Raw genomic sequence first — 13011 nt, forward strand, 5'->3', positions numbered from 1 at the left:
TCGACAGGCTCAGGGACCGACACCGCTCTCACTGCGGCTGTGACGGGCCTGCCCCGCGCGGTTCTAGTCCGGGCCATGACCCGTTTCTTCCGCGAGCTCCCCGGTGATGGCCGGATCGGTGCTGATCCCCCCATTCTACGCGCTCGTCCCGCTCCCCGCTGCGCCCCGCCGCGCCCCCGTCGAGTGTCCAGGAAACGCCGTTATGCCGGAGAGAGTTGCGGCGTTTCCTGGACACTCAACGCCCGGTCGGCGGGGCGGCGGGTGCGGACGAGGAGGCGGCGAGGAGCTCTTGGGTGAAGGGATGCCGGGGCTCGGCGAAGACGCACGGCACGGGGCCCGACTCGACCACGCGGCCGTCCTTCATCACGAGCACGTCGTCGGCGATGCCCGCCACGACGTCGAGGTCATGCGTGATGAACACCATCGCGAGATCGCGCTCACGCTGGAGAACTCGAAGGCGGTCGAGGATACGCGCGCGGACGGTGGCGTCGAGCGCCGAGACCGGCTCGTCGAGGACGAGGAGGTCGGGATCCGTCGCCAGCGCGCGAGCGATCGCGACCCGCTGCCGTTGTCCGCCCGACAGCTGCGCCGGCAGTCGTCGCCCGAAGCCGGCCCCCAGACCGACCTCGTGCAGCAGCGCATCGACCTCGGCGCGGCGGCGCGGACGTGGGACCCCGGCCGCAGCGACCGCCTCCCCCACCGTGCGGGCGACGCTCCAGCGCGGATCGAGCGCACCCCAGGGGTTCTGCTGCACGAGTTGTACGCGGCGCCGAGCAGCACCGCGTGCCGCGTGGGGCGACCAGGGGCGTCCGTCGAACGTGAGGCTTCCGGCATCCGGGGCGCTCACTCCGACGATGAGTCGGGCGAGCGTCGTCTTGCCCGATCCCGATTCGCCGACGATCGCGAGGGTCCGTCCTCGGTGCAGCGTGAAGCTGACGTCGTCGACCGCGACGCGGTCGCCGAAGCTCTTGCGCAGTCCCTTGCCGGCCATCAGCGGTGCGTCGAATCGCGGGGCACGGTGCAGGAGCTCGTGGTGCGTCGCCTCGACGAGCGCGCGGGTCTGCGGATCGCGCGGGGCGGAGAGCACCCGGGCAGTCTCGCCGGTCTCGACCACGCGACCGTCATGCAGGACGATCACGCGATCGGCCACGCGGCGGACGGCCGCGAGGTCGTGACTGATGAACACCACCGCGACACCGGCGTCGGCAATACGCCGCAACTGGTCGAGCACGCGCGCCTGGACCGTGGCATCCAAGGCCGTCGTCGGTTCGTCGGCGATGAGGATCGCGGGGTCGGCGGCGAGAGCCGAGGCGAGGAGCGCGCGCTGGCGAAGTCCGCCCGAAAGCTCGTGGGGATACTGACGTGCGCGCCGGTCGGGCTCGGGCAGCGCCACGCGCTCCAGCACCCCGCGGACGCGCGTGCGGAGCGCCTCCCCGCGGACGGCGGGTTCATGGATGCGCAGGGGCTCGGCCACCTCGGCGCCGATGCGCCGCAGCGGGTCGAGCGAGACGAGGGCGTCCTGCGAGACGAGGGCGATCCGGCGCCCGCGGAGCCTGCGCCACCGCCGTTCGTCGAGGCCGCGTGCGTCGACACCATCGACCTCGAGGGCGGCGGCGCTCCACGACAGGGTCCGCGGCAGCAGACCGAGCAGCGCCGCGGCGGTCAGCGACTTGCCGGTGCCGGATTCGCCGACGATCGCCAGGCACTCCCCCGGCACCACGTCGAGGTCGAGCCCACGGACGAGCGGCGTTCGCCCCGCGGCGATCCGGAGGTCACGCACCCTCAGCCCACTCATGCGCCCCGCTCCTCGGCCCCGGCCCGCAGGATGCGCCCGATCACGCTGACGCTGATGACGGTCGTGGTGATCGCCAGCCCGGGGAACACGGCGACCCAGGGCGCCTGCAGCAGCAGGTTGCGTCCGGCCGAGAGCATCAACCCCCATTCCGGCGTGGGTTCGGTCGGCCCCAGCCCGAGGAAGCTCAGCCCCGCCGCGGCGAGGATGCTCGTGCCGATGCCGATCGTGGCCAGCACGCTCACGGCGCCCAGGACGCCAGGCAGCACGTGGCGGATGTGCACGACGACGGCGGAGACGCCGACGATCCGTGCGGCCTCGACGTGCTCGGCGGCCGCGAGCGTGCGCGTCTGCGCGCGCGCGAGGCGGATGTAGACCGGAATGGCGGCGATCGTCACGGCCACCGCGACGTTGACCGGGCCCGGCCCCAGGACCGCGACGACGAGGAGCGCGACGAGGAACTCGGGGAACGCGAGCAGCACATCGACGACGCGCATGGCGGCGGCATCCACGATCCTCGGCGAGACGGCGGCGAGGGACCCGGCCACGATCCCGACGACGAAAGCGAGCGCGGTCGCGAGGAGACCCGTACCGACCGAACGGCCCGTCCCGTAGACGACGCGCGAGTACACATCGCGCCCGCTCTGATCCGTGCCGAACCAGTGCGCCGCACTCGGCGGCTGCAGAGCCGCACGGACGTCGGTGACCAACGGGTCGTGCGTCGCGAGCAGGCCGGGGGCGACAGCCGCGAACGCGATGACAGCGAGCACCCCGCCGGCGAGGCCGAGCGCGAGGGTCCGCCCGCCGGAACGCGTGCGCTTCGGCGCATCCACCACCGTCATGCGGGCACCCCCGCCCGCACCCGGATCGCCGCGGACGCGCCCCGGAGCCGGGGGTCGAGCAGCGGCACGACGAGATCGACGACCGTGTTCACGATCACGAAGACGAGAGCGCTCAGCAGGATCACGCCCGTGATGACGGGCAGGTCGCGGTCGGTGATCGCCGTGAGCGTCACACGCCCGATGCCCGGTCGGGCGAAGACCGTCTCGACGAGGACGGCGCCCCCGAGGAGCGAGCCGACGAGGTACGCCGCGAGCGTCACGGCGCCCACGCTCGCGTGACGCAGGGTGTGGTGCACGCTCTCGCGAAGGGGGGAGGCTCCACGTGCTCGCACGGTGACGAGGAACGGTTCGCGTTCCGCCGCCTGCACCCCGTCGCGCAGAACCTGCGCGAGCAGAGCCGCGACCGGCAGGGCCAGCGTCACCGCCGGCAGCACGATCGCCGACGGATCGCGCGCGCCCGACACCGGGAACCAGCCGAGCTGGAACGAGAAGATGCTCAGCAGCACCAGTCCCGTCCAGAACACCGGCGACGACAACACGACGAGCTCGATCCCGGATGCCACCGCCCGGCCGGTCCGTCCGCGCACGAGGAGGACCGACGCCAGCGCGAGAACCACGGCGATGGCCAGCGCGAGGGCCGAGAGCTGCAGCGTGGGGCCGAGCTGACGACCGATCACCTCGCTCACGGGCAGTCGCAACTGGTACGACTCCCCCAGGTCACCGCGCGCGAGTCGACCGAGGAACGCGCCGTACTGCTCGAGCACCGGGCGGTCGAGTCCGAGCTCCGTGCGGATGCCGTCCTTGACCGCGTCGCTGACCTGCGCCTGCGGGCCGAGCATGACCTCGACCGGATCGCCGGGGATGATCCGGAACGCGACGAACGCGACGGTGGCCGCCCCCCACAGCACCACGACGACGGATGCCACGATCCCGGCGAGGCGCGAGAGGATCGCGCGCGAGCGAGGGCGTGGCATCCGTGGTCCGTGGTGTGCGGGCGATCAGCCGACGGAGGCGGTCGCGAACAGCGGGCGACCGTAGAGGTCGAAGGTCAGGCCGGACACCTTCGGGGTGACGGCGCTGATCAGGGCGGGGCTGTACAGCGGGACGATCGCGGCGTGCTGCGCGTTCCACTGCTGCACCTGCGCGTAGATGGCGTTCCGCGCGGCCTGATCGGTCGTCGAGGCGCCCTCCTCGAGCAGGGCGTCGAGCGCGGGATCGCTGACCTGCGAGGCGTTCTGGAAACCGTCGGTGGCGAGGTGGCTCCGCAGCAGATCGGGGTCGACGCCCGAGAAGCCCCAATCGGTCAGGTCGAACGTCTTCGGACCGTACTGCTCGTTGTACGCGCCGGGTTCCAGCACCTCGCGCTGCAGGTCGAAACCGACCGCCTTGAGGTCGCTCTGGATCGCGTTCGCGAGCGCCGCGCGGTCGTCCGGGACCGGAGTCCACGCGATCCACCGGGCGGTGAGACGCTGACCGTCCTTCGTGCGGATGCCGTCGGCATCCCGTCCCGTCCATCCGGAGGCGTCCAGAAGCGCGTTCGCCTCGGCGGGGTCGAAGGGCCAGGAGTTCTCGAGGCTCGCGTCGTAACCGGGCGTCGTGGCGCCGAGGATGCTCCAGGCGCGCGGGTACTGCCCGAAGAAGATCTCCTGCACGGCGGTGTCGACGTCGATCGCGCGGCTGAAGGCCTGGCGCACGTTCTGGTCGGCGAACACGCCGTACTTCTCGTTCAGGTACAGCGAGTACGGCAGGCCCGGGTAGGCGATCGACTCGACGGTGTCATCGCCCGGAACCTGCGACACGAGGTTCGGCGGGAGGTTCGTGACGACGTCGGCCTGGCCGCTCGACAGCGCGCCGAGGCGCACCGAGGCCTCGGGGAGGATGTCGACGCGGAGCGTCTTGAACGCCGGCTTTCCGCCGCCGTCGGGGCCCCACGTGTAGTCGTCGTTGCGGGTGTAGACGATGTCCTGATCGGGCGTGTACTCGGTCAGCTCGAAGGGACCGGTGCCGACGTTCACCCCGGGACCGCCCGCCTTGAGCTGGTCGGCCTTCGCCGAAAGCACCGCGGGCGAGTAGAACCCGAGCAGAGCCGTGCTCGCAGCCTGCAGGAAGGGTGCGTAGGGCTGCGAGAAGCGCACGCGGACGGTGTGCTCGTCGACGACATCGGTGCCCGCGTACAGGTCGCCGCCCAGCATCGAGGCCGCCTGCGCCGACGCGGTCGCGGGGTCGACGATGCGATCGAAGTTCGCCTTCACCGCGGCGGCGTCGAACGGCGTGCCGTCGTGGAAGGTCACGTCGTCACGGAGGTGGAAGACGTAGGTCGCACCGCCGTCCTCGACGTCCCACGAGGTCGCGAGCCACGGCGAGAACGACCCGTCGGCCTCCTGGAACACGAGCGAGTCGAGGACCGCGCGCTGGACCATCGCCGACACGTCGAGCTGGCTGGTCTGCGGGTCCATGTGCCCGGCCGAGAGGTTGGCTCCCTCGATCGCCCAGACGAGCTCGCCGTCGCCGGACGCCTCGGGGTCCGATGCGGCGCACGACGACAGGGAGAGAGCGGCGACCGCGGCGACGGCCACGGCCGAGAGCACGCGACGCGTGAGCGAAGAGGGCATGCAGAAACCTCGGAATCTCTGGTGGGAAGGCTTTCAGCTTACCGGGGTTCCTGTACCGGGGCCGGAAATCCCGGTACGGGCGACTGCGCACGCCCCGACGGCGGACGGGCAGCGCCCCGGTGGCGAACGGATTCGGACCGGCGCACCAGAATCGGGCGGCGAGCCCCTCGGCATCCGAATCCGTCGCTCTCGTCCGATTCTGCGAACGTGCGACACGGCGCGCGGCGGTGGAACACCCCCGGTATCCTGGATGCCACACCCATCAGGCACGCTCACACAGTGCCGCCCATATCGCTCGAGGAGTACCCCCATGGCCACGATCCCTGACAAGCCCGCCCTGGAAGGCCTCGAGCAGAAGTGGGACGCCGCATGGAATGAGCGCGGCACGTACGTTTTCGATCGTCTCCGCGCCTCCGAACTCGGCCGGCAGGGCGTGTACTCGGTCGACACCCCGCCGCCGACGGCATCCGGAAGCCTCCACATCGGCCACGTGTTCTCGTTCACGCACACCGATGTGAAGGTGCGCTTCGAGCGCATGCGCGGCAAGACTGTGTTCTACCCGATGGGCTGGGACGACAACGGCCTTCCCACCGAGCGCCGCGTGCAGAACTACTACGGCGTGCGCTGCGACCCCTCGCTGCCCTACGACCCCGACTTCACGCCCCCGTTCGCGGGCGGCGACAACAAGAGCAGCAAGGCCGCCGACCAGGTGCCCATCAGCCGCCGCAACTTCATCGAGCTGTGCGAGCAGCTGACGGTCGAAGACGAGAAGCAGTTCGAAGACCTCTTCCGCGAACTGGGTCTGAGCGTCGACTGGACGCAGACCTACCGCACGATCTCCGACGACTCGATCCGCACGAGTCAGCTCGCGTTCCTGCGCAACATCGAGCGCGGCGAGGCCTACCAGGCGCTCGCCCCGACGCTGTGGGACGTGGACTTCCGCTCCGCGATCGCCCAGGCCGAGCTCGAGGACCGCGACCAGCCCGCCGCCTACCACCGCGTGGGCTTCGCCAAGACCGACGGCTCGGGCGACGTGTTCATCGAGACCACCCGCCCCGAGCTGCTCCCCGCCTGCGTGGCGCTGGTGGCCAACCCCGACGACGAGCGCTACCAGCCGCTCTTCGGCACGACCGTGCGCACCCCTCTGTTCGACGTCGAGGTGCCCGTGCTCGCCCACCCGCTCGCGCAGAAGGACAAGGGGTCGGGCATCGCCATGATCTGCACCTTCGGCGACGTGACCGACATCATCTGGTGGCGCGAGCTCGACCTCCCCAACCGCACGATCATCGGCAAGGATGGCCGGATCGTCGCCGACGCTCCGGATGTGATCGTGACGGATGCCGCGAAGGCGGCTTACGACGAGCTCGCGGGCAAGACGGTGTTCAGCGCCAAGAAGCGCATCGTCGAGCTGCTGCAGGAGTCCGGCGCCATGGAGGGCGCCCCGAAGCCCTTCACGCACCCCGTGAAGTTCTTCGAGAAGGGCGACCGGCCCCTCGAGATCGTGTCGACGCGGCAGTGGTACATCCGCAACGGGGCTCGGGATGCCGAGCTGCGCGAGCGTCTGATCTCTCTCGGTCGCGAGATGTCGTGGCATCCGGACTTCATGCGCGTGCGCTTCGAGAACTGGACCAACGGGCTCACCGGCGACTGGCTCGTGTCGCGCCAGCGCTTCTTCGGCGTGCCGATCCCGGTCTGGTATGGCCTCGACGAGAACGGAGAGCGCGACTACGCGCGCGTGCTGACGCCCGACCTCGCCTCGCTCCCCGTCGACCCGACGACCGACGTGCCCCCGGGCTACACCGAAGACCAGCGCGGCGTTCCGGGCGGTTTCGACGCCGAGCGCGACATTCTCGACACGTGGGCGACCTCGTCGCTGACCCCGCAGCTGGCCGGTGGCTGGCAGCGCGACGAGGAGCTGTGGAACCTCGTGGCGCCGTTCGACCTTCGCCCGCAGGGTCAGGACATCATCCGCACGTGGCTCTTCTCCACGATGCTGCGCAGCGCCCTGGAAGACGACCGCGCCCCGTGGACGGATGCCGCGATCTCGGGCTTCATCGTCGATCCCGACCGCAAGAAGATGTCGAAGTCGAAGGGCAACGTGGTCACGCCCGCCGACATCCTGAAGCAGCACGGCTCCGACGCCGTGCGCTACTGGTCGGCATCCAGCCGCCTCGGCACCGACGCGGCCTTCGACCCGCAGAACCCGACGCAGGTGAAGATCGGCCGTCGCCTCGCGATCAAGCTGCTGAACGCGGCGAAGTTCGTGCTGTCGTTCCCCGTGCCCGAGGGCGCTCAGGTGACGCACGCGCTCGACGCGTCGATGCTCGCGACCCTGGATACCGTGGTGCGCGACGCGACCGCCGCCTTCGAAGCGTACGACCACGCGCGGGCTCTCGAGATCACCGAGTCGTTCTTCTGGACGTTCTGCGACGACTACCTCGAGCTCGTGAAGGAGCGCGCCTACGACCAGACCGACGTGGGGCAGGCCTCCGCGGCTCTCGCGCTGCGCACGGCCCTGTCGACGCTCGTGCGCCTGTTCGCGCCCGTGCTGTCGTTCGCGTCCGAAGAGGTGTGGTCGTGGTTCGAGGAGGGGTCGGTGCACACCGCCGCATGGCCCGAACCGCTCGGCATCGAGGGCGACCCGGCCGTGCTGACCGCTGTGAGCGCTGCACTCATCGGCATCCGTCGCGCCAAGACCGAGGCGAAGGCCTCGCAGAAGACGCCGGTGACGTCGCTGACCGTGTCGGGCCCGCACGTCGAAGCCCTGCGCCTCGCCGAAGGCGACCTGCGCGCGGTGGGCCGCATCGAGACGATCGCCTTCGCCGAAGGTGAGACCACCGCCGTCACCGACATCGTGTTCGCACCCCAGGAGGACTGATGCAGCTCGGAACCCGTTGGACCGCCCGCGAAGAGCCGCCGAAGGCTGTTCCCGAGGTGCTCCACGCGCAGATCGCCGCGGTCGAGGAAGCTCTCAACCCCGACGGGCTCAGCGCCCCCGCGCCGCGGTGGACGCTGACCTTCCTTGAAGGCCGTCCGGTCGCCGAGCTCGACACCGGCGTCATCGTGACGCAGGATGCCGCCGGCGAGGTCGTCGTGCGCTACGACGAGGGCGACGAGTTCGCCTGAGCCGACGTCAGCGGATGCGGAGCGTGAACTCCGCCTCCGCGGTCAGCGAGCGCCCTCGATCACGGGCGGTGTCGCGTGCGCAAGCCGCGACAGCTCGGTCCTCGCGCGCCCGCATGCGGTTCTCGGCCGTTCGTGCGAGCGCCCGCGAGAGCGCGATGAGCGTGCGGTCGAGAGCGGTCGGCGCGAGCGCGCGGGGCGTGGTGGGCAGGGAGGTCGTCAGGGTGGTCATGATGCGGCTCCTTGAGCGGGCAGGGGGAAGACGTCGGCGCGCATCGACACCACGCGGACGTCCTCTCCGGTCTGGTCTCGGTACTGGGCGATCGTCTCGTCGATCACGGTCTGCAGCCGAGCGCTGAGCTCGGCCATCTGTTCGGCTGTCAGTCTCGCGCTGGCGGTGGAGATCAGGGTGGCGTCCCGCCATTCCGAGGGCTCCTCCCACCCGTGGCGCACGAACTGCATGAGCTGCTCCTGTCGCAGCGTCAACGTCTCGCTCGCGACGGCCTCCTGCACGGCTCGACCCGCGGGGGTCTTCGCGAGTTCGGGGTCCGACAACGTGACGGAGCCTGCGGGCCGCTCCCACCACCGCTCGCGCGCCGTCCCTCGCCCCTCGACCTCGCGGATGAGGTCGTGACGCGCGAGCGCGCGCAGGTGGTAGCTCGTGGCCCCCGTGGACTCCCCCGTGAGCGCGGCCAGTCCGCTCGCCGTCTGAGCGCCGTACTGGCTCAGCAGATCGAACAGACGCACCCGCAGGGGGTGGGCGAGGGCGCGCAGCGCGCAGGCGTCGAGGACGCGTTCGCGGGGTGTCTCCGGGCTCATACTGCAAAGATACCTTTGCAACTTTATCGATGCAAACATTTCTTTGCATCCGCGCGCGAGGCGGGTGACTACGCTGGACGGATGACGGATGCCGTGACCAATCCCCTCCTCTCACCGCCCGCTCTCCCCTACGACCTGCCGCCGTACGGTAGCATCCGCGTCGAGCACTACCTGCCCGCGTTCCGCGAGGCTTTCGCCGAGCATCGGCGCGAAGTGGAGGCGATCACCTCGCAGGAGGACGCCCCGACGTTCGAGAACACTCTCGTCGCCCTCGAGCGCAGCGGCGCGCTGCTCGACCGCATCGCCCGCACGTTCTACACGGTGTCGTCGGCGGACGGCACGGCCGAGATCCAGGCCGTCGAGGAAGAGCTCGCGCCGCTCATGGCCGCCCACAGTGACGCCATCCAGCTGGACGCGACCCTCTTCGCCCGCATCTCGGCCCTCCACGCGCAGCTCGACGAGCTGGGTCTGGATGCCGAGAGCCGCTACCTCGTCGAGCGTCACCACCGCGAGATGTCCCTGGCGGGTGCCGGTCTCGACGACGCGCAGAAAGCACGGCTCACCGACCTCAACCAGCGTCTCTCGGTCCTCACGACGACGTTCGAGAAGAACCTCCTCGCCGACACGAACGACCTCGCCGTCGTGTTCGACGATGTCGCCGAGCTCGACGGTCTCAGCGAGGGCGAGCTGTCGGCCGCTGCGCAGGCCGCCACCGCTCGCGGGCTCGACGGTCGGTATGTCGTCACCCTCACCCTTTACACCGGTCACCCGTACCTCGCCTCCCTCGCCAATCGCGAGAGCCGGCGTCGTCTCCTCGAAGCCTCGCGCGCCCGCGGTACGCGTGGCAACGCGCACGACAACCGCGAGGTCCTCCGCGAGATCGTGCGCCTCCGCGCCGAGCGCGCCGCCCTCCTGGGCTACCCGTCTCACGCGGCGGCGATCCTTGCCGACCAGACAGCCGGGTCCCCTGAAGCCGTGCACGATCTCCTCCGTCGCCTCGCCGTGCCCGCCGCGGCGAACGCTCGGTCGGAGCAAGCGGCGCTCCAGCGCATCGCCGACGCCGACGGCATCCGGATCGAAGCCCACGACTGGGCCTTCTATACCGAGAAGGTGCGCGCGGCCGAGTACGACCTCGATCGCGAGGCCCTGCGCCCCTGGTTCGAGGCCGAGCGCGTGCTCCGCGACGGCGTCTTCTTCGCGGCCGAGCAGCTGTACGGGGTGACGATCACCGAACGTCACGATCTGCAGGGCTACCACCCCGACGTCCGCGTGTTCGAGGTGCACAACGCCGACGGCAGCGAGCTCGGACTGTTCCTGCTCGACCTGTACACGCGGGATTCCAAGCGCGGCGGTGCCTGGATGAACTCGATCGTGACGCAGTCGGCTCTGCGGGGAACGGCTCCGGTCGTCGTCAACAACCTGAACGTCAACAAGCCGGCGCCGGGCACGCCCACTCTGCTGACGCTCGATGAGGTCACGACGCTCTTCCACGAGTTCGGTCACGCCCTGCACGGGCTGTTCGCCACGGTCACCTACCCGCACTTCGCCGGCACCGCGGTCCACCGCGACTTCGTCGAGTTCCCGAGCCAGGTCAACGAGATGTGGATCCTCTGGCCCGAGATCCTCACGAACTACGCCCGTCACATCGACACCGATGAGCCTCTGCCCCCGGACGTCGTCGAGCGGCTGCACGCGTCGGAAGCCTTCAACCAGGGCTTCGCGACGAGCGAGTACCTCGCGGCATCCTGGATCGACCAGGCGTGGCACGGCCTCTCGGTCGAAGAGGCGGCGTCCGAGATCGACGTCCGGACGTTCGAAGCCGAGGCGCTCGCCGATATCGGCCTCGACAACCCCGCCGTCCCCACCCGCTACGCCTCGACCTACTTCGCACACGTGTTCTCGGGCGGATACAGCGCGGGGTACTACTCGTACATCTGGAGCGAGGTTCTCGACGCCGACACGGTCGAGTGGTTCCGCGAGAACGGTGGCCTGTCACGCGCGAACGGCGACCGCTTCCGCGAGCGTCTCCTCGGTGTCGGCGGCTCGACCGATCCGCTCGCCGCCTACCGCGACTTCCGGGGCCGGGATGCCGAGATCCAGCCTCTGCTCGAGCGTCGAGGGCTCTCGGGCTGAGCGCCGGGCGCTCGAACAGCGCGTCTCGAAGGCGCCGCGCGGGCGGGTGACTCGAAACCATGCGGTGAAGCGATGGGCGTCGATGCGGAGTCCGTCGTTGGGCGATCGCCTGCAGGTTCGTGCTACGGCATCGCCTGGGTGATGAGGGTGGGGGTGGCCGTCTGGGGCCGCCGGTGCGGCCGATTGCTCAGTGAGCGGGGCGTGTCCTGCGCCGGACGTGGGAGTGCCCCACAGAAGGTGGCACGCGCGTGCATACAGGTGCGCGTACGAGCGCGGCGGTGCGTGCTCGTACGCGCCGTGGCCGTGGCCGTGGCCGTGGCTGTGGGCGTTGCGGTAGGGGCGCGCTGGGCGTTTCGGCGCGGGGTACTAGGGCCTGCCTGACGAAGGGTCCGTCGATGCCAGACTTTCCCAGTGAGTATCTCGCAGCACCTTCCGCCGTCGTCAGCTCGTGAACCGGCTGACGGGGGTGTTCGTCGACCGTGGTGGAACGTCGGGGTAGCTATCGCTGCCTGGTTCGGGTTGTGGGCGCTGACTCCCGGACTACTGAGCAATGGGATCGGTCACCTCATCACCGACAATCTGGCCGGAGCCATCGCTATCGAAACCGGGGTGGCGCTGGCGGTAGTCGCTGCTCTCCTGCTCACGCACAGGCGTTTCAATAGCGTGCTGTTCGCGCGGTCGTGGTCGCTATGGCTGTATGCACTTCCGGTGGTGCTGGCGATCGCGTTGCCGTTCCACTACGACCTGATCCTTCCCGTGCTGCTGTACATGGTGTGGATGATGGTGTCCGTGTTCTGGCAGGACTATCTGACGTTCGGACTCCTGCAGAGCTACCTGGGTGAGCGACTGCCCGCCTGGACGGCGATCGTGCTGAGCGCTGCGATCTTCTGGCTCGGACACGTTCTGTTCATCCCTGAACGGTTTGGACTCGGAAACTGGCTTCCGAGTATGGCGATCCTTGCGCTCGGCGTCACGCTCGCTTCGCTGCGGGTCGGGCTGAAGACCTTGCACCTGATCCTCGCGCTGCATCTGTCGTTCTACTTTCTGTTCGCCTGATCCGCGCCGAGCCTCGAGAAAGTGAATCCAGGAGACGACCCCGTTGAGGACAATCGCAGCACGGTAAATCACGGCGTGATTGCCTGGAGTCGACGATTGTCGTGTCCGCCGCCCCGGATGTGAGGCGGTGTTCCGGGCTGGCTCGGCGCTCGGCTGAGAGATCGCGACGCTGATCGGCTCGGTGGGCGGAGGACTGACGTCAGACGGACGCGGTTCGTACACCTGCGTGCTCCCACTGTCAGACACACCCTAGGCGCGGGCTGGCGGTGGGGCCGTAGGCTTTGCGGTTCGGGCGGGCTGGGCGCGAGCTTCCGGCGCGGACGCAGGGTGGTGCACCGCACGAGTAGGCGTGGGCGCGCGGCGCAAGTAGGCGTGGGCGCCGCGGGTGCGTGCGCGCGGGTCCCTGGCGGCCGTGCTCCAGGTCGGGTTGAGGGATGGTGCGCGGTCAACCGCCCCGCCGGGAGTTGGGTTAGAACGGGGCGTGGTCGTGGTCGGGTGGGGGTGGGTCGTCGGGGAGGAATCTCACGGCGGGTGAGTATGGGAGGGGTTCGTCGCGGTAGGTGCGGCCGGTGGGGCTGGTCCATTCGAGGATTCCGTCGGGGAGTTGTCTGACGCTCCAGCGGGTGAATTGCTT

General features: G+C 69.9%; 10 protein-coding genes and 1 pseudogene. 4 read left to right on the forward strand and 7 right to left on the reverse strand.

The features are described 5' to 3' along the window. Window positions 1-235: 235 nt before the first annotated feature. Genes AB0O24_RS11080 through AB0O24_RS11095 form a run of 4 tightly spaced genes read right to left on the reverse strand, consistent with a single transcriptional unit; the run spans window position 236 to window position 5246 of the window. Complete coding sequence (locus AB0O24_RS11080) at window positions 236-1795, reverse strand: ABC transporter ATP-binding protein (RefSeq protein ID WP_363374844.1); 1560 nt, start codon at window positions 1793-1795, stop codon at window positions 236-238. Continuing rightward, window positions 1792-2634 (reverse strand): ABC transporter permease, encoded by an 843-nt coding sequence (locus AB0O24_RS11085; protein WP_363374846.1) that lies wholly within the window; start codon window positions 2632-2634, stop codon window positions 1792-1794. Before AB0O24_RS11085 ends, AB0O24_RS11080 begins: the two co-directional genes overlap by 4 nt. Beyond that, window positions 2631-3608: an ABC transporter permease gene (locus AB0O24_RS11090; RefSeq protein WP_363374849.1), complete on the reverse strand. Its 978-nt coding sequence runs from the start codon at window positions 3606-3608 to the stop codon at window positions 2631-2633. The genes AB0O24_RS11085 and AB0O24_RS11090 overlap by 4 nt, the downstream gene beginning before the upstream one ends. Window positions 3609-3632: 24 nt before the next feature. Then, on the reverse strand, window positions 3633-5246 hold the full coding sequence (locus AB0O24_RS11095) for an ABC transporter substrate-binding protein (protein WP_363374851.1): 1614 nt from the start codon (window positions 5244-5246) through the stop codon (window positions 3633-3635). 310 nt (window positions 5247-5556) lie between these two features. Here AB0O24_RS11095 and valS point away from each other — a divergent pair, with 310 nt between their 5' ends. Both valS and AB0O24_RS11105 read left to right on the forward strand, forming a co-directional pair. After that, complete coding sequence (gene valS / locus AB0O24_RS11100; RefSeq protein ID WP_363374854.1) at window positions 5557-8124, forward strand: valine--tRNA ligase; 2568 nt, start codon at window positions 5557-5559, stop codon at window positions 8122-8124. Then, window positions 8124-8372 carry a hypothetical protein gene (locus AB0O24_RS11105; protein ID WP_058626675.1) on the forward strand — a complete coding sequence of 83 codons (249 nt, stop codon included), beginning with the start codon at window positions 8124-8126 and terminating at the stop codon, window positions 8370-8372. Before valS ends, AB0O24_RS11105 begins: the two co-directional genes overlap by 1 nt. A 7-nt stretch (window positions 8373-8379) precedes the next feature. Here the strand turns inward: AB0O24_RS11105 and AB0O24_RS11110 are convergent, their stop codons facing one another. Both AB0O24_RS11110 and AB0O24_RS11115 read right to left on the reverse strand, forming a co-directional pair. Further along, window positions 8380-8601: a hypothetical protein gene (locus AB0O24_RS11110; RefSeq protein ID WP_275797890.1), complete on the reverse strand. Its 222-nt coding sequence runs from the start codon at window positions 8599-8601 to the stop codon at window positions 8380-8382. Then, window positions 8598-9188 carry a helix-turn-helix domain-containing protein gene (locus AB0O24_RS11115; RefSeq protein ID WP_363374857.1) on the reverse strand — a complete coding sequence of 197 codons (591 nt, stop codon included), beginning with the start codon at window positions 9186-9188 and terminating at the stop codon, window positions 8598-8600. The genes AB0O24_RS11110 and AB0O24_RS11115 overlap by 4 nt, the downstream gene beginning before the upstream one ends. A gap of 81 nt (window positions 9189-9269) precedes the next feature. Between AB0O24_RS11115 and AB0O24_RS11120 the strand changes: the two genes are divergently transcribed. Both AB0O24_RS11120 and AB0O24_RS11125 read left to right on the forward strand, forming a co-directional pair. After that, window positions 9270-11321, forward strand: a complete 2052-nt coding sequence (locus AB0O24_RS11120; protein ID WP_363374860.1) for a M3 family metallopeptidase — start codon at window positions 9270-9272, stop codon at window positions 11319-11321. 411 nt (window positions 11322-11732) lie between these two features. Further along, window positions 11733-12377, forward strand: coding sequence for a hypothetical protein (locus AB0O24_RS11125; protein ID WP_363374863.1), 645 nt, complete (start codon window positions 11733-11735; stop codon window positions 12375-12377). Window positions 12378-12846: 469 nt separating this feature from the next. Here the strand turns inward: AB0O24_RS11125 and AB0O24_RS11130 are convergent. Continuing rightward, window positions 12847-13011, reverse strand: a pseudogene (locus AB0O24_RS11130) (HNH endonuclease); the annotation flags it as partial.

Source organism: Microbacterium sp. NPDC086615, assembly GCF_040686055.1.
In the GTDB taxonomy this organism is placed as follows: Bacteria; Actinomycetota; Actinomycetes; order Actinomycetales; family Microbacteriaceae; genus Microbacterium.